Source organism: Pseudomonas sp. 14P_8.1_Bac3 (assembly GCF_025466085.1).
In the GTDB taxonomy this organism is placed as follows: domain Bacteria; phylum Pseudomonadota; class Gammaproteobacteria; order Pseudomonadales; family Pseudomonadaceae; genus Aquipseudomonas.
Map to the genome: position 1 here is coordinate 41,620 of NZ_JANLOD010000061.1, position 17,846 is coordinate 59,465.

General features: G+C 61.0%; 13 protein-coding genes. 11 read left to right on the top strand and 2 right to left on the bottom strand.

What is annotated here, in order from left to right; translation table 11 throughout:
* Positions 1 to 78 precede the first annotated feature (78 nt).
* The 9 genes from NTD84_RS19180 (at position 79) to NTD84_RS19220 (ending at position 10,743) form a co-directional block, all read left to right on the top strand.
* A complete protein-coding gene (locus NTD84_RS19180; protein ID WP_262168567.1) occupies positions 79 to 207 on the top strand; it encodes a hypothetical protein in 129 nt (42 codons plus the stop codon).
* A 362-nt stretch (positions 208 to 569) separates the two neighbouring features.
* Positions 570 to 1,673: a polyamine ABC transporter substrate-binding protein gene (locus tag NTD84_RS19185; RefSeq protein ID WP_262168570.1), complete on the top strand. Its 1,104-nt coding sequence runs from the start codon at positions 570 to 572 to the stop codon at positions 1,671 to 1,673.
* 30 nt (positions 1,674 to 1,703) lie between these two features.
* Positions 1,704 to 3,122 carry an aminotransferase gene (locus NTD84_RS19190; RefSeq protein ID WP_262168572.1) on the top strand — a complete coding sequence of 473 codons (1,419 nt, stop codon included), beginning with the start codon at positions 1,704 to 1,706 and terminating at the stop codon, positions 3,120 to 3,122.
* On the top strand, positions 3,119 to 4,027 hold the full coding sequence (locus tag NTD84_RS19195) for a helix-turn-helix domain-containing protein (RefSeq protein ID WP_262168575.1): 909 nt from the start codon (positions 3,119 to 3,121) through the stop codon (positions 4,025 to 4,027). The genes NTD84_RS19190 and NTD84_RS19195 overlap by 4 nt, the downstream gene beginning before the upstream one ends.
* Before the next feature lie 234 nt (positions 4,028 to 4,261).
* Complete coding sequence (locus tag NTD84_RS19200) at positions 4,262 to 5,734, top strand: nucleobase:cation symporter-2 family protein (protein ID WP_262168577.1); 1,473 nt, start codon at positions 4,262 to 4,264, stop codon at positions 5,732 to 5,734.
* A 56-nt stretch (positions 5,735 to 5,790) separates the two neighbouring features.
* Positions 5,791 to 6,264 carry an LEA type 2 family protein gene (locus NTD84_RS19205; protein WP_262168579.1) on the top strand — a complete coding sequence of 158 codons (474 nt, stop codon included), beginning with the start codon at positions 5,791 to 5,793 and terminating at the stop codon, positions 6,262 to 6,264.
* A 26-nt stretch (positions 6,265 to 6,290) separates the two neighbouring features.
* Positions 6,291 to 6,836, top strand: a complete 546-nt coding sequence (locus tag NTD84_RS19210; protein ID WP_262168581.1) for a GNAT family N-acetyltransferase — start codon at positions 6,291 to 6,293, stop codon at positions 6,834 to 6,836.
* Between the two features lie 215 nt (positions 6,837 to 7,051).
* A complete protein-coding gene (potE, locus tag NTD84_RS19215; protein ID WP_262168583.1) occupies positions 7,052 to 8,461 on the top strand; it encodes a putrescine-ornithine antiporter in 1,410 nt (469 codons plus the stop codon).
* On the top strand, positions 8,458 to 10,743 hold the full coding sequence (locus tag NTD84_RS19220; protein WP_262168585.1) for an Orn/Lys/Arg decarboxylase N-terminal domain-containing protein: 2,286 nt from the start codon (positions 8,458 to 8,460) through the stop codon (positions 10,741 to 10,743). The genes potE and NTD84_RS19220 overlap by 4 nt, the downstream gene beginning before the upstream one ends.
* A gap of 51 nt (positions 10,744 to 10,794) precedes the next feature.
* On the opposite strand, the gene NTD84_RS19225 is transcribed toward NTD84_RS19220, so the two are convergent.
* On the bottom strand, positions 10,795 to 11,046 hold the full coding sequence (locus NTD84_RS19225; RefSeq protein ID WP_007983592.1) for a hypothetical protein: 252 nt from the start codon (positions 11,044 to 11,046) through the stop codon (positions 10,795 to 10,797).
* Between the two features lie 165 nt (positions 11,047 to 11,211).
* On the opposite strand from NTD84_RS19225, the gene NTD84_RS19230 reads away from it, so the two are divergent.
* Positions 11,212 to 11,529, top strand: a complete 318-nt coding sequence (locus tag NTD84_RS19230) for a YqjD family protein (protein WP_262168590.1) — start codon at positions 11,212 to 11,214, stop codon at positions 11,527 to 11,529.
* 153 nt (positions 11,530 to 11,682) lie between these two features.
* On the opposite strand, the gene NTD84_RS19235 is transcribed toward NTD84_RS19230, so the two are convergent.
* Positions 11,683 to 12,723: an Ldh family oxidoreductase gene (locus NTD84_RS19235; protein WP_262168593.1), complete on the bottom strand. Its 1,041-nt coding sequence runs from the start codon at positions 12,721 to 12,723 to the stop codon at positions 11,683 to 11,685.
* Positions 12,724 to 12,936: 213 nt separating this feature from the next.
* Between NTD84_RS19235 and NTD84_RS19240 the strand changes: the two genes are divergently transcribed.
* Positions 12,937 to 17,724 (top strand): dermonecrotic toxin domain-containing protein, encoded by a 4,788-nt coding sequence (locus tag NTD84_RS19240; protein WP_262168597.1) that lies wholly within the window; start codon positions 12,937 to 12,939, stop codon positions 17,722 to 17,724.
* Positions 17,725 to 17,846: the final 122 nt, after the last annotated feature.

Genomic DNA, 17,846 nt, shown 5'->3' on the forward strand with positions numbered 1-17,846 from the left:
CGACCAGTTGCCAAGTAAAAATATCAAGCAGAAGGGTGGGGCAGAGACTATTCGGTTGAGTCATTGAGACTATGTGCGGTGTCTTTGATCAATGAACAGGCGCTGATCGCGAAAGTCATGACCGTCGGCCAGCTCACCGAGGAAGACGCGCAACGGTTGGTTGCCGAGCTGTCAGGCTCGAACCGCGTGCATAAAGAATTGTATTGAGGGTTTCCCGTTTTTGACGGACAGACGAGCCGCATCTCGTCTGCCTGCCTTTTTTGTTGACGGTCATTTCTCTTTCAGCGTGATGTACCCGGCCCCCGTAGGCGCTGGCTTGCCAGCGATGGTCGTCAACGCTACGCGTGTTACCTGAATGGACGCGGCGCCTGTGACGCCATCGCCAGCAAGCTGGCTCCTACAGGGAGCGCGTACAGGTTGATTGATGGGGCGCGTCTCATTTTGGCATTCGCGGCATCCCGCTCCAAACCCACACACCCATTCGGGGTATGGCGCCACCCCCGAAACCCGCCAATAGTAGGCACATCCGCTCATCCAGAGCAGAACTCGCTTGATAAGGTGAATTTGCTATGCGCAAGGCCCTCACGGTGATTTCCAGCCTGTTTCTCGTTCCCCTGCTTACCCACGTTCATGCCGCTGAAGTGGACGACGGCAATACGCTACGGCTCTACAACTGGGCGGATTACATCGGCGAAAAAACCATCTCGGACTTCCAGAAAGCCACCGGCATCAAGGTCGTCTACGACACCTTCGATTCCTATGAAACGGTGCAGGCCAAGTTGCTCACCGGCCATTCCGGTTACGACCTGATCGTGCTGAATGCGTCCCTCGCGCCGCCGCTGATCAAGGCCAAGGTGTTCCAGCCGCTGGATAAAAAGCAGTTGCCGGGCTGGACCAACCTCGACCCACAGATCCTCGAGGATCTGCAGGGGTTTGACCCCGGCACCCAGTACTCGGCGCCCTACACCTGGGGCAGCAATGGCGTCACCTACAACGTCGAAAAAATCAAGGAACGCATGCCGGATGCGCCGATCGGTTCGCTGGCGATGATCTTCGATCCGAAGATCGTCTCGCGCTTCGCCGACTGCGGCGTGACCCTGCTCGATGCCCCTACCGAAGTCATTCCGATGGCGTTGACGTACTTGGGGCGTGATCCAAGGAGCGCCGCGCCGGCGGACCTGAAAGCCGCCCAGGAGTTGCTGCTGTCCGTGCGGCCGTACATCCGCAAATTCGACTCGGTCAATTACCTGACCAGCCTGCCTAACGGTGATGTGTGCATGGCCATGACCTGGTCCGGCGATTACGCCACCGCCATGGCCCGTGCCACAGAAGCCAAGAAGCAGATCAACCTGGCGTACTTCATCCCCAAGGAAGGCTCGCTGATCTGGTTCGACAACATGTACATCCCGGCCGACGCGACGCACGTCGCCAATGCGCACAAGTTCCTGCAATACCTGATGCAGCCGCAAGTCATGGCCGACGTGAGTGATTTCATCAACTACGCCAACAGCAATGCGGCGGCCACCCCGTTACTGAACGCCGACGTGCGTGACAACCCGGCGATTTACCCCGATGCACAAACCCGCGAGCGCCTGTTCCCGCAAAAGACCCAGGACGCCAAGGAGATGCGCGCCATGACGCGGGTCTGGAGCACGGTAAAAAGCGGCATCTGATCGTTCAACCCTTCGGTTTGAGGTTTTGGTATGGCTACTCCCACTAAGAACATATTGTCCGCCGCAGATGAGTCCCGTCTGGTCAAAGCCGACAAGGCCCACTACATGCACGGCTACCACGTGTTCGACGAGCACGCCGAACAAGGCTCCCTGAACATCGTTGCCGGTGACGGCGCCTACATCTACGACACGCATGGCAACCGCTTTCTCGACGCCGTGGGTGGCATGTGGTGCACGAACATCGGCCTGGGCCGTGAAGAAATGGCCCTGGCGATTGCCGACCAGGTGCGCCAACTGGCGTACTCGAACCCGTTTTCCGACATGTCCAACAACGTCGCCATCCAGCTGTGCGAAAAGCTCGCCAGCCTGGCACCGGGGGACCTCGATCACGTGTTCCTGACCACCGGTGGCTCCACCGCCGTGGACACCGCGTACCGGCTGATTCAGTACTATCAGAACTGCCGCGGCAAAACCGACAAGAAGCACATCATCGCGCGCTTCAACGCCTATCACGGCTCGACCACACTGACCATGTCGATCGGCAACAAGGCCGCCGACCGGGTGCCGGAGTTCGATTACGCCCACGACTTCATTCATCACGTTTCCAACCCCAATCCGTACCGCGCTCCCGATGGCATGGATGAGGCGCAGTTCCTCGAGTTCCTGGTGCAGGAGTTCGAAGACAAGATCCTGTCCATCGGCGCGGACAAGGTCGCGGGCTTTTTCGCTGAGCCGATCATGGGCTCCGGCGGCGTGATCATTCCGCCCAAGGGTTACCTGAAACGCATGTGGGAAGTCTGCCAGCGCTACGACATTCTGTTCGTCGCCGATGAAGTGGTGACGTCGTTCGGCCGCTTGGGCAAGTTCTTCGCCTCCCACGATGTGTTCGACGTGCAGCCGGACATCATCACCACGGCCAAAGGCCTGACCTCGGCGTACCTGCCGCTGGGCGCCTGCATCTTTTCTGACCGAATCTGGAAGGTGATCGCCGAGCCGGGCAAGGGCCGCTGCTTTACCCACGGTTTCACCTACAGCGGCCATCCGGTGTGCTGCACCGCAGCGCTGAAGAATATCGAGATCATCGAGCGGGAAAACCTGCTGGCGCATGTCGATGAGGTGGGCGCGTACCTGGAGGAACGCCTGGCGACCCTCAGCGAGTTGCCGCTGGTGGGTGACGTGCGCTGCCAGAAACTCATGGCCTGCGTGGAGTTCGTCGCCGACAAGCGCACCAAGGCGCTGTTTGCCGACGAGATCAACATCGGCGAGCGCATTCATTCCCGTGCGCAGGCTCGTGGATTGCTGGTGCGGCCGATCATGCACCTGAACGTCATGTCGCCGCCGCTGATCCTGACGCGCGCCCAGGTGGATGAAATTGTCGAGACCTTGCGCGTGTGCATTCTCGAGGTGGCAGCCGAGCTTCAAGCCAGCGGCCAGTATGGCGGCCAATGAGTTCGCCATTCAGGCTTTTACCAAGGCCGTGTGCACCCGCTAGACTGCGGGGCATGAGCAAACCAAACGACGATACGCTGATCGCAATGCCTTTCGGGGCATTGCACAAATGGCATGGCGGAATGCGCGAGGCATTCGCTCATATCGAGGAGTCTGACGCCTTGCAATACCTGGCGTCAGCGTTGGCGCAACTGGTGTCGGTCGAGTCGATGATGATCAGCCTGGAGCGCAAGGATCGTGCCCCCCAGTTGCTGCACCAGCGTGGTATCGCCCAGGAGTACCAGGTTTCGTTGCTTGAGCGCTATTTTTCCGGCGGCTATTTGCTCGACCCGTTTTGCCTGGCGGTGGAGCAAGGGTTGGCGCAAGGCTTTTACCACCTGGAGGAAATTGCGCCGGACAGCTTTTTCGACAGTGACTATTACAAGACCTATTACCTCAACGCAGGCTGCTCGGAAGACAGCTACTACATCGTCGATATCGGCAACGACACGAAGATTTCCGTCAGCCTGTTTCAAGGGTATGGCGGTGAATGCCTGAGCGTCGAACAACTTCATCTGTTGCGCGCCGTCGAACCGTTGGTGCGCGAGTTCATCAGTGAATTCAGTCAGCGGGGAATGCTGCGCGACAGCCTGATCCAGAGCGATAACGACCAGGGTCTGCGCGACGATCTGAAGAATCGGGTGCAGTTGGCGTTCGAGAACTTCGGCAAAGACTTGCTGACCGAACGCGAGCGCGAAGTGGCGCACATGGTGCTGCGAGGTCACTCGGTAAAATCCACCGCCAGCCAGTTGAGCATCTCGCCAGAAACCGTGCGCATGCACCGCAAGAATCTGTATCTGAAGCTGAACGTCGGGTCGCAGTCGGAGCTGTTTGCGTTGTTTATCGAGTGGTTGCGCAAGCATTGAGTCGGGTGATGGTCCGTAGACGTGGGGCTGACAGAGATCACATGTGGGAGCGGGGGGGGGGGGGGGGGGGGGGGGGGGGGGGGGCGCGGGGGGGGGGGGGGGGGCCCCCCCCCCCCCCCCCCCCCCCCCCCCCCCCCCCCCGCTCCCACAGGGAATTGTGTAAGCCGGTAAATTTTCTGGCATCCTGCGCCTCCATTTTCTGACCCCGGCCGGCCCTTCGGCCCGCAAACCACCATGACCGCCTCTGAAAAAGCCCCTGCCCCACGCCACAGCGACCTGATCTACGGACTCGACGACCGCCCACACCTGACCGCCACCGTGTTCGCCGCCCTGCAACACGTACTCGCCAGTTTCGTCGGCATCATCACCCCGACCCTGATCATGGGCAGCGCCCTCGGCCTGCAAAGCGAAATCCCCTACCTGATCAGCATGGCGCTGTTCGTCTCGGGCCTCGGCACGTTCGTGCAGGCACGACGCTTCGGCCCCGTGGGCTCCGGCCTGTTGTGCCTGCAAGGCACCAGTTTCTCGTTCATCAGCGTGATCCTCAGCGCCGGCTTCATGGTCAAGGCCCGGGGTGGCGGCACCGATGAAATCCTCTCGACGATCTTCGGCGTGTGCTTTTTTGCCGCGTTCATTGAAGTGGTGTTGAGCCAGTTCATCGGCAAGCTGCGAATGCTGATCACGCCGGTGGTGACCGGGACGATCATTACCCTGATGGGGTTGTCGTTGATCAAGGTCGCCATGACCGACATCGCGGGCGGCTTCGGCGCGACCGACCTCGGTGCGGCCAGTCATTTGGGATTGGCGGCCCTGGTGCTGGGCACCATCGTCGTATTGAACCGGGTCGACGTGCCGTTCCTGCGCCTTGGCGCAATCGTGATTGGCTTGACCCTCGGTTATGTCGTCGCCTGGCTGATGGGCCAGGTGGATTTCGCGCGCATGCCCGCCGTGCCGCTGATGAGCGTGCCGGTGCCGTTCAAGTACGGGTTCAACTTCGACTGGGTGGCGTTTGTGCCGGTGGCGGTGATTTTCCTGGTGTCGCCACTGGAAGCGGCCGGCGACCTGACGGCCAACTCGATGATTTCCCGGCAGCCGGTCAAAGGCCCGGTCTACATCCGGCGGATCAAGTCGGGTCTGCTGGCCGACGGCCTCAATTCAGCCATGGCAGCGGTGTTCAACAGCATGCCAATGGTCACCTTCGCGCAGAACAACGGCGTGATTCAACTGACCGGCGTGGCCAGTCGCTACGTGGCGTTTTTCATTGCCGGCCTGCTAGTGGTGCTGGGGCTGTTCCCGATGATCGGCGCGGTGCTGCAATTGATGCCGAAACCGGTGCTTGGCGGCGCGGAACTGGTGATGTTCGGCACCGTTGCGGTGGCCGGGATCAAGATTCTCGCCGAAGCCGGCCTGCATCGGCGCAACATGCTGATCGTGGCGATTTCCATCGGCATGGGCCTCGGTGTGGCGGCCGTGCCGGAGGTACTGCGCGAGTTGCCAAAAGCGCTGCACAACATCTTCGAATCGCCGATTACCGTCGGCGCGTTGTGCGCTATCGTGCTGAATATCTTCCTGCCCGAAGAATTCATCGAGCTGGAGGAAGACGATTTCGATCCGGAAGCCTCGATCCTGCAGGTGATGGAAAACCCGGACGTCCCGGCCAAAGCTGAACCCGCCGCGCCGGCCGTTGTCGCACAGTTGAACCGCTAGACAGGCTCAAGGCCGAGCCCCAGGTGGTTCGGCCTTTTCTTCAAGAGAGCATGTCCATGCGCAGTGTCCACGCCGTTGTCCTTTCCTTCCTTTTATTGTCCCTGAGCGCCTGCGCCCTGCTGCCCAATCGCGACCCGCTGAACATCAACGTGGTCGGCTTTGAACCGCTGCAAAGCCAGGACATGGAAGTACGTTTCGCGGTGAAAATCCGCGTACAGAATCCCAATGAAACACCCATCGACTACAACGGCGTGGCCCTGGACCTCGAAGTCAACGGCCAGCCACTGGCGTCCGGCGTCAGTGACCAGTCGGGCTCGATTGCGCGCTTCTCCGAAACGGTGCTGACGGTGCCTGTGAGCGTTTCGGCGTTCTCGGTCCTGCGCCAGACCCTCGGCCTGAGTCAGACGCAAACCCTGAACAACCTGCCTTATGTCCTGCGCGGCAAACTGGCGGGAGGCTTGTTCGGCACGATGCGTTTCACCGACAGTGGCAAGCTCAGCCTGCCGGGAGCGACGACCGGCACCTGGTAAACCCACGACAAGGAGCCGTACCCCCGATGGAAGCCGCCCCCGAGCTGTACACCGAACGCCTGATCCTGCGTCCCCTGGCATTGGCCGATGCCGAAGCCATCCAGCAACAATTCCCCCACTGGGAAGTGGTGCAGTACCTGAATGCCCTGGTGCCCTGGCCATATCCTGCCGATGGCGCGCTGACCTACCTGCGCGACAACGCCTTGCCGGCGATGGCGCGTGGCGAGGAATGGCATTGGTCGATTCGCCTGAAGTCCGCGCCGGAGCAATTGATCGGCAACGTCAGCCTGATGGATGAGCAGGACAACAACCGTGGCTTCTGGCTGGGGCCGCAATGGCGAGGCCTGGGTCTGATGACGGAGGCCAGTGCCGCCGTGACCGAATACTGGTTTGAAACGCTGGGCCGGACACTGTTGCGAGTACCGAAGGCGGCAGCCAATACCGGCTCGCGCAAAATCTCCGAGCGGACCGGCATGCGCTTGATCCGTACCGATCAGGGTGATTTTGTCGGCGGCCGGATGGCCAGGGAACTCTGGGAAATCACTCGCGAAGAGTGGTTACTGGAACGCTGAAGATCCAAAGGTGGGAGCGGGCTTGCTCGCGAAGGCGGTGTGTCAGTCGACATTAACGTTGTTTGGCCTCACGAGAGTGTTCCTGGTCTGTGCGTACCACCGCAATGACATCCATGCCGCGGGCCAGACAGCACGATCGATCGCCGGATTCCTTGCGACATCCTGTTCCTTTGCTATAGCTAACAGTCCAGATTGTTAACTCGTGAGGCAACGGAATGTCAGTCGCTAAGAAAATGACCGTAGGGCAGCTCACCATGTTGACGGCCGTCAACATGCTGGGCTCAGGCATTGTGCTGCTTCCCACGAAACTGGCGGAAGTCGGTGCAATTTCAATCCTTTCCTGGCTGGTGACCGCCACCGGCTCGCTGGCGCTGGCTTACGCCTTCGCACGCTGCGGGATGCTCAGCCGCAAGACCGGTGGCATGGGTGGCTACGCCGAATACACCTTCGGCAAGGCCGGTAACTACATCACCAACTACACCTATGGCCTGTCGCTGTTGATCGCCAACGTGGCGATCAGTATCACGGCGGTCGGCTATATCCAGGTGTTGTTCAATATAAAGCTGGATTCACTGCAAGTGGGCCTGGCAACCATCGCGCTGTTGTGGATCACCACGTTCGCCAACTTCGGCGGCGCCCGCATCACCGGACGCATTGGCGCTGTCACGGTATGGGGGGTGATTGCGCCCGTCGTGCTGGTGTCGACCATCGGCTGGTTCTGGTTCGACAGCAGCGTCTACGCGGCTGGTTGGAACCCCCACGACAAGCCCTGGTACGAAGCCGCCGGCGCTTCGGTGGCCATTACGCTCTGGGCGTTCCTGGGTCTGGAGTCGGCGTGCGCCAACACTGACGCGGTTGAAAACCCCGAGAAGAACGTGCCGATTGCGGTGCTCGGCGGCACCCTGGGCGCTGCAGTGATCTACATCGTTTCCACCAACGTGATCTTCGGCATCGTCGGCAACGAAGAGCTGGTCGCCTCCACCGCACCGTTCGGCCTGGTATTCGCCAAAATGTTCACGCCGCTGGTGGGTGACATCGTCATGGCGGCCATGGTCCTGGCGTGCGTAGGCTCGCTGCTGGGCTGGCAGTTCACCATCGCCCAGGTCTACAAGAGTTCGGCCGACACCGGTTACTTCCTGCCGATCTTCGCCAAGGGCAACAAGGCCGGTACGCCGATCATCGGCATGCTGGTGCTGCTGGCTGCGCAAACGGCATTGGCGCTGCTCACCATCAGCCCTAACCTGAGCAAGCAGTTCGACACGCTGGTGAACCTGGCGGTGGTCACCAACCTGGTGCCGTACATCCTGTCCATGGCAGCGCTGATCACCATGCAGAAGGTCTCCAACGTGCCGGAAGGCAAGGCCTTGGCGACCAATATCATCGCGCTGATCGCCGCAGCCTACAGCTACCTGGCGCTGTACAGCTCCGGAGAGCAGGCGCTGATGCTCGGTGGTGTGGCGACCATCTTCGGCTACACCCTGTTCGGCTTCGTCAACAACCGCCTGATTCGTCTCGAGGCACTCAACAACAGCGTACCGACCCAGACGGTCAGCGCGCAGCACCTCACTGGCGAACCGGTGCCAGTGAACAATCTTGAATTCCAGGCACAGGAGATTAGGGTATGACGGACTATAAACACTCACTCGGTATGCTGACGCTGCTGGTCAGCAGCCCACCGGACAAACGCACCGTTTTCGGCCGCGCCCTGACGCAACTGATCCACGAAGTGGAGGCCCGCGCCATTCACGTCCTGGCGTCCGAGTCCCTGAGCGACGCGACGTCGATCCTGCGTTCGGACCCCGCCGTCCAGTGTGTGCTGCTCAGTTGGGAAATGGATGAAAGCGAAGACCACAGCGAATGCATCAAGCTGCTGACCAAGCTGCGCGAGCGCAATACCCGCGTGCCGGTGTTCCTGATCAGCGATCGCAGCACCGCCTCGAACATCCCGCTGGTGGTCATGCAACACGCCGATGACTTCATCTGGCTGCCGGAAGACACCAGCCGTTTCCTCAGTGGGCGGATCCTCGCCGCCATCGAGCGCTACCGTCAGGCCGCGCTGCCGCCGATGTTCGGCTCTCTGGTGAAATTCTCGCGCAACTATGAATATTCCTGGCACACCCCGGGCCATGCCGGCGGCACGGCGTTTCTGAAAAGTACCGCCGGGCGCGCGTTCTACGAGTTTTTCGGCGAAAACCTGCTGCGCTCCGACCTGTCGATTTCGGTGGGTGAACTGGGCTCGCTGCTCGACCACAGCGGCCCCATCGGCCAGGGCGAACGCTATGCGGCGAAGGTGTTTGGCGCCCATCGCAGCTACTTCGTGACCAACGGCTCGTCGATGTCCAACCGGGTCATCCTGATGGCCAGCGTCACCCGTGACCAGATCGCCCTGTGCGACCGCAACTGTCACAAGTCCGCCGAGCACGCGATGACCTTGTCCGGCGCGATCCCGACCTACCTGGTGCCGACGCGCAACCGCTTCGGCATCATCGGCCCGATCCTGCCGCAAACCCTCAGTGCCGAGAGCGTGAAAGCCGCCATCGCCGATAACCCGTTGGTGCGGGACGGGATTGACCCGACGCCGGTGCACGCGATCATCACCAACTCCACCTACGACGGCTTGACCTACAACGTCACCCGGGTCGAAGAGCTGCTGGGCCAGAGCGTCGACCGCCTGCACTTTGACGAAGCCTGGTATGGCTACGCGCGATTCAACCCGCTGTATCGCGGGCGCCACGCCATGCATGGCAGCCCGGACGATCACGACGCGTCCAAACCCACGGTGTTCGCCACCCAGTCCACGCACAAGTTGCTCGCGGCGCTGTCCCAGGCCTCGATGATTCATGTGCGCGACGGCCGCAACCCCATCGAGCACGGGCGCTTCAACGAGTCGTTCATGATGCACGCCTCGACCTCGCCGAACTACGCGATCATGGCGTCCTGCGACGTCAGCTCGGCGATGATGGAGGCGCCCAGCGGGCAGATCCTCACCACCGAATCCATCGAGGAAGCCATCTCGTTCCGCCAGGTCATTTCGCGCATGCACAACGAAATGGCGAGCCACAACGACTGGTTCTTCACCTGCTGGCAGCCGCCCACCGTTCAGGTTGGCCATACCACGGTGCCGTTCCACGAAGTTGACCCTGCGCTGCTCAAATCCGAGCCGAACTGCTGGGTCCTGCACCCCAACGAGGTATGGCACGGCTTTGGTGATATCGAAGACGGCTATTGCATGCTCGACCCGATCAAGGTCTCGGTGCTCAGCCCCGGCATGGGCGACGACGGCAACTTGCTCGAATCGGGGATTCCGGCCTGCGTGCTCACCGCCTACCTCGGGCGCCAGGGCATCGTGGTCGAGAAAACCACCGACTTCACCATCCTGTTCCTGTTCTCCATCGGCATTACCAAGGGCAAATGGGGCACCCTGGTCAACGCCCTGCTCGACTTCAAGCGCGACTATGACGACAACCTTGAACTGGAGCTGTGCCTGCCGGACCTGCTGGCCGCCAACCAGACCCGTTACGCCGGCATGGGGCTCAAGGACCTGGCCGACGAAATCTTCGCCGCCATGAAGAAACACAAGACCACCTACAACATGTCCCAGGCCTTCGGCACCCTGCCCAAAGCCGAGTTCAGCCCGGTGGAGGCCTACGAAAAACTGGTGCGCAACGACATCGAGCGGGTGACCCTGGAGGAAGCGGCCGGTCGCGTCGCGGCCACTGGCATCGTGCCCTACCCGCCGGGAATCCCGCTGCTGATGCCGGGGGAAAATGCCGGTGCGGCGGACGGGCCTTTGCTGGCCTACCTCAAAGCACTGGAAGCGTTCGACAAGTCTTTCCCCGGTTTCACCCATGATACCCATGGGATCGAGGCCGAGGCCGGGGTGTATCGGATGCTGGTGATCAAATAAGGCAAACGCACCGCCGCGCAGGAGCGGCGGTGTTTCTCCTGATGTCGCGCCTTACTTCGCAGCCATCAATCGATTGACTTCACTGCGCACCATGTTGGCGAATTCCGGTGGCGACATGCCGTCGAGTTCGGCACGGACCCACTCGGCCCATTTGCCTTTGCGCTTGGCGCGCTCGCCGAACAGCCGTGCCGCTTCGCCTTTGGCTTTGCCGAGGTTGTTCTGCCACAGTTCGAACAGACGAGATTTCTCGTCTTCCAGCGCCGCGCGCTCTGCAAGGGGTTTGTCGGCCAGATTGAAGCTCATGGGGAATTACCTGCTGCGTAAATTGGCAACATCTTACACTGTAGGAAGAAATCTCCTGCGCTGGATTTTTCTGCAAGATCGAGCCCGCACGCAAAATCGCTGCAACTTTTTCCGTCGTGGCGGACTCCATTGTTCACTGCCTATTCATCAGTAAGGAGTTACCCAATGGCCCGGAAAACCCGCGTACAAGCCGCCGAAGATCAAATCAAGGATCAGGCATTCAGCGAACTTCAAGCGTTGATCGAAGAGTCGGAAACACTGCTGAAGAGCAGTGCTTCACTGGTCGGTGAGGAAGCCGACACGCTACGCGGGCAAATCGCCCAGAAACTCCAGCAGGCGCGGGATTCGGTGACCAGCGTTCGCGACCGGACCCTGCCAGCGGTAGAGGCCACCGAGACCTATATTGGCGGTCATCCATGGCAGACCGTGGCTATTTCGGCCGGGTTTGGTCTGGTGGTCGGGTTGTTGCTGGGTCGTAAGTAACCCCAGATCCTTCCTGCCTCCTGTCTCCTGTAGGAGCGAGCATGCTCCGGGCGGCGTTCCGACGATGTAAGCCCAGTCAACGCTGGCATCCAGACAGATTGCGTCATCGTTGAGGACCATCGCGAGCGAGCTCGCTCCTACAGGTTTATGCGCTTACGGCTGCGCTAATTTGTGCAGATCCGCCAGCGTCTGCGCATCAAGCTGAACCCCTTCCGCCTCGGACCGGGCCCGCTGAGAATGCCGCCGATCCCCCGGCAACCGTTTCAACCCCACTCCGTGCATCTGCCGCACCAGTTCCTGACTGCGTTCGGCAAAGCTCTGTCCTGCCGATTTGCTCGGGTCGATCACGATCAACAACTGCCCGGTCCACGGCGTCTTGGCCCCCGCATGGTTCGACCAGTCGAACTCGAACGAGAAATTGCCGCCGGTCAACGCCGCCGCCAACAGCTCCACCATCATTGATAGCGCCGATCCCTTATGCCCGCCAAACGGCAGCAGCGCGCCGCCTTCGAGGATCGCCTTCGGGTCCTGGGTCGGTTGGCCAAGGCTGTCCACGCCCATGCCCGCCGGCAGGCGCTCGCCCTTGCGCGCGGCGATCTGCACGTCGCCATGGGCAATGGCGCTGGTGGCCAGGTCGAAAACAATCGGATCGCCATCGGCCCGAGGCGCCGCGAAGGCAATCGGGTTGGTGCCGAACAGCGGCCGATCGGCGCCGTGGGGCACCACGCAGGTCATGCTGTTGACCACGCTCAACGCCACCAGCCCTTCATAGGCGAACGGCTCGACGTCCGGCCACAGCGCCGCGAAATGATGCGAATTACGAATGGCCAGCACCGCGATACCGGCGCTGCGAGCCTTTTCCACCAGCAAGGCGCGAGCGGCCGCCAGGGCGGGCTGGGCAAAGCCATTGCCGGCGTCGACCCGAACGAAGCCGGACGCCACGTCCTCGACCACCGGTACAGCCTGGCCGTTGACCCAGCCGCTCTTGAGGGTCGACACATAACCGGGAATCCGGAACACGCCGTGGCTGTGGGCACCATCGCGTTCGGCGCCGGCACAGTTTTCGGCCAACACTCGCGCGACTCCGGCCGAGGTGCCGTGACGCAGGAAGATCTTCTCAAGCAACCCCGTCAGCTCGTCGAGGGACAGGTTTTGCGAGACAACAGTAGACACTTGATCGTGTGGCGCAGACATCTGAAGCTCCAGACTAATTATTGGAGGGGGCAACAGCGTATGAAGACCCGCTGATTAACCACGCGCGACCGGGAGCCTGTCAACCTTTCCGCTCAACCCCCGCTGACGGCGGATGCGTTAACTATCTACCACCTGCCCTATTCCCGCGGCTTTTAGTCTCGAGTCTCACCTTAACGGCGCTCTTCGTGGCGCCCAGCAAGAGACTGGAAAACAATGTCTACACCCTCTACCCCGCTGTTCTTTCCCCAGGCCCTGAGTTCGCCCGGCCTCTGGACTGAGCTTGGCAAAACCCACGGGCTGACGCGCAAGGATTTCGAGTGGTTCCGCCACCTGAAACTGGCCAGCCAGACCCAACGCAGTCAACAGACGCTGCCGATGCTCGCCGAGCGTATCCTGGTCGGTATCGGCACATCGTCGCTGCCCCTCGCGGGTTGCTTCGTACTGAGTTCGACGCCGGATGACAAAGGCGAAATCCTTTACACCCCGTACGCCGGCATCAAGAAATTCGACAGCCGTGCGAGCCTGTCCGCGGACCTCAAACGCCAACTCGACCGCGCAGGCGAGGACGATGACTTGCTGGCCTTCATGTCGCTGGCCGCGCGCAAGACACTGGCGGCGGCCACTGACATCAAGCTGAGCTTCGCGACCATCGATGAGGACATTTTCGAAGACCAGCGCACCGTCATTGAAAGCAACCAGCGCAGCAATAATCAGGCGATGATCGACGAGCTGCGCAAACTGCCGACACTGGGCGGGCTGCTCGATAAAGTGCTTGAGGACTCAATGAAAGCGGCCTTTCCGAGGCTGGATCAACAACGAACCCAAGTCAGTTTTTATGCCGAAACCGACGCGCAAAACCCGACGACCCGCCGCTGGATCAGTGCCATGTCCTTCAGCGAGGCGCTGCTCTCTTATTACCGCCATCAACGCTGGCCCGTCGGACAGCATCCGGAATTTTCTCACCCGCAACGAACGCCGCAAGCCGCAGACCAGAGACTCTGGGAAACGGCGATCAAGAACGCCGCCGACACCCTGATCAACCTGCTGGCCGTGCAATTGCAACGCTACTGGAATGACGGCAGCGTCGACGGTGCCACACGGAGGGCATTCTTTACCCGTGCCCTGCGCGAAAAGGCCCGCGCCGACCTGCTGCTCAAGCGCGAAGCCGGGATCATCAGCCCGGAACAAAGCCGCGACTTGCACCCGCTGATCGACGAGTCGCTTGAAAGAGCATCGAGCCTGACCCTGGAAACCGTGCGCCTTTGGGAATACCCGCCCAACCATGTCGAACTCGCCGGCGCGCTGATGATCAGCCACGACAGCGCCAATGCTTTTCTCTACACGCCCGGCCACGGCATGCAAGTACTGAAGAACTACCAGGACCTGAAGGACACGCTGCAGAAAAAATCCTTGGTGGCCGGTCACGACGACGAACTGTATGACCTGCTGAGCCTTGAGGAGCGCAACCGCTTCATCGGTTTCGATCAGGCGCAAGTGTCGGGCGCCGTGGTTACGGGTTCGGTGTTCAACGCCCTGTTCGAAGCAATCATCAGCAAACAGCTGCAAAACATGGAATACGCCTTTCAGGTGTTCCGCCTCAGCGACGGCGCGGTGAACATCCACGCGTTCTTTGACAAGGCGCTGGACATGCGCTCGATGATCAACACTGACCTGTTGACACTGGATGTCCAGGGCCGCTGGAGCACCCGGCCAGCGCTGCCGGAGCAACAGCCCTCCATGGTGTTGGCGGACACGGCGAGCGGTCAGGCGAAGACTTTTCGTGCAGTCGAATGGCCGATCCACACCGAGTTTGTCGCACAACCCGTGGCAACGCTGGCAGCACAACGGGCGTACCTGGAAAACATGAAGCCACGCTTGGCCCACGCCCTCTCCGTTGGCTTGCGTGGCGAGGCCGGTTTGCGCGAACTCGGTGGCACCCTGCGCAATGGCGACTGGCTGATTGTCGATACCGTGTTCAACCCGGACCGGCCGGACCGCAAAAGCCGCCCGGCGGTCCGTGGTTTCTATCCGGATGCGTTCTCGCTGGTTCTGGAATGTTCCGGTGAGCGGAATGTGTTGCCATTGGCCCACTGCTTCCTGCTGACCGAGCGTGGCGGGCTAGACGCCCAGCATTCCGGACGTGCGATCCTGTGGACGCCAGCGGCGGGTCTGGAAGTGTTTGATACGGTCGGCACTGCTCGGCAACAGCTGAACCTGCGCCTGCTGGACCCTGACCAGCGTCTGGTGCTGTTGGAAAACCTCACTCCCGAACAGCGCAAGTTCCACCGACGCTATGCCCTCAACTCGCTGCGGCTGATCGAAGACAATGTCCTGCAGCGTCTCACGCAGTCAGCCATTGCCCACTTCCTGGGACGTTGCGAGCATCTGCGTTCGTTGAAACTCAGCACCGAGAAGCAGAGTAAGGCATTCAGGACACTGACGCAGACACCCATCGACACCAATCTGCGCCGAGCGATGCGGATTGCCGACGCCATCGCTCACCAGCAATCCCTGCCTGCCTGGCTGGGTCTGGCACCGGTCGAAGAACAGCAATTGCACTTCGAGTTGCTGGAGCAGTACCGCAACAACGTCATCGACGACAAGGACTATCTGCATGGGATGCAGACGCTGGAGGACTACGTTCGCGATACCCTCAAGTCATTGCTGACCGCGCGTTTCCCTGGACAGTCCATTGACCCAGACACAGTGGAAATCACGCCCAACCTGGCACTGGCGGGGCCCGCGCAAACCCTGACCGAGTTCGCCTTGAACCACGTCAATATCGCGCAGGGCACGGGATTTCGAGTCAGTGCCGGAACCACGCGAAAGCTGCCCGAGGGACTGAATCAAGGGGCGGTCCGTCAGCTTCTGCAGTCGCTGAACATCCCGCGGGACTTTGCCAAAAAGGTGACCGAGGCGCTGTCAGGCGTCGATTCCGCCGCACGCTCATTGCGCTTCGCGCAACAACTGCCGTGGCAACTGCTCCATCACGCCCACGCGCAAAAACTGCAGCAACGCCTGTCGTCCAGCGCATTCGATTTGATTGCCCAGGTGCTGGACATGCCAGACGCGCTCGCCCGTGTCACCGTGGCGGGGGCTCACGCCGTCGTCCGGCCGCTGGAACTGATCAAGACGGTCGGCACCGCCGCCGTCCAGGCCCTTGGGGTGTACCTGATCGGCCCCGGTGGAGGGAAAACCGGGCCGCACATTCTGTATGCGCCCTACCACTGCGGGCCGATCTTCAGCGAGTTCGCCAACGAGCTCGACGTGGTGGCGGCGATCAACAGACCCGGAACCCTGCAGGAGCTGATTCTCAGGCGCTTGCCGGAAAGCCAGCGGATGTCGTTCAGCAATCTGTTCCAGTCCAGTCTCGGTGAGGTGAGCGAAATTAACCTGGGGGCCACCCCCATCGTCGGCAATCTGCTGGCGCGATTGTTCGCCGACAACGCAAGTCTGCTCGCGCAGATGCTAGGCAGTCAGTCCGAAGACACCGGCCAGTCGGACTGGGAGGCCACCCGGCAACTGTTCAGCGCCGGGATCAACCTGATCTCCGGCGTCCTGCCCGGCAAACTCGCCTATGGCCGGTTCTTGTGGCACGCCTACAAGGCCTTCAAAGACTCCGCCGAGGCCCTGCAGGATCATCACTGGACACGCGCCGTCCAGGCGTTTATCGACGGTGGCAAGCAGCTCGTGTCATTGGGAAAACTGTCACAGGAAGCCTCGCTGCTCACGGCGGAAACGACCTCCGATGCCCCTCCTGTTGCCACCCCGGTTGTCGACCCGCAGTGGGCGGACGTGCGGCCCACCACGCCGATGCGCACCTCGTTGCAACCGTTCGAAGTGACCACCGTGGCGTTGAAAGATTTGAAAAAGGACGCCACGAGTGGCACTTGGGTCAAGTCAGTGGGCACGAATCGCTACGCTGCCATCGCCGGAAAAGTCTATCGCGTCGCCAACCCGGGAGCCGTGTGGCGAATACTCAGCGATCGGGAAAAGGGCCCCTATCTGATGACAACGCCCGGAGGATTGCAGGTGGTCGACCTGGATTCGCACACCGTGCATTTCGGCAAGGCGCTGTCAACCCTGCACAATCGCTACACAAACAACCTTCGGACCCGTCAGGTGCTGAACATCGAGGCCCGGGGCATGCAACAGATCCGCGCCTGCCACCCGGAAAAGGCCCGGATGATCGTGCAGGCCATCGACATGGCGCGCTTCTACGCCTTCAACAGTCTGCACAACCTCGCGCAGCTCAGGAAACTGCTGCCCGGGACGCGACTGGATACGTTCCTGAGGCGTTTTTTTGACGTCGCCCGCGTCGATACCGCCCTGCTCGATAAAATCAAACACGCCATCACCCCCGTCTGCGATGCCCTGGTGGACCCGGGTGAAGACCTGCTGAACTCCGAGCGGTTCGTGGTCGGCTCCGTCAAGCATCAGTTGACCGATCTGATTGCCTTCGTGCTGAAAGATGATGATCGCAAGTATGTGCATTTCACCGAACGGTTTTTCGAACAGGGGCTCGACGGGTACAAGTCGTGCCTGACCGAGCCCTTCAATGTCGACGGTCATAGCCAGGCAGCCACCCTGATTCATGAATTTGCCCATACCTATTCGAAGGCGCTGGACATCGCGACGCTTGAGGCACGGCGACCGTTCAGCGACCTCATCACACCGATCACCCGCTACGGCGCCACAATGAAACAATCACAACAGGACTTCCAGCGCCTGGCCCTGTCCCTTTCCAGCCCTCGGCAAGAGCTGTTCGCGCAGTGGAACAACTCGCTGAGTGCGTGGGTCAGCCTTGACGCGATACCGGGGCTGGAGCATGTGGGCCGGGAAATCCTGAGCGCGACCCAAAGCAAGACGATGGACGAAGCACGCAGTGCATTTCTGGACCAGACAAACCCGTCTGCCCGAATCGACATCATCCTGCGCAATGCCGACTCGATCGCGTTTCTGATCTGTGAAATGGGCCGACAGCTCGACCCGGTGACGTAACCAGAACCAACAACACGCAAAACCCTGTAGGAGCCAGCTTGCTGGCGATGGACTCGAGGGCTCCGCGTTTATTCAGGCAGCACGCGTTATCGTTAACGACCATCGCGAGCCTGCTCGCTCCT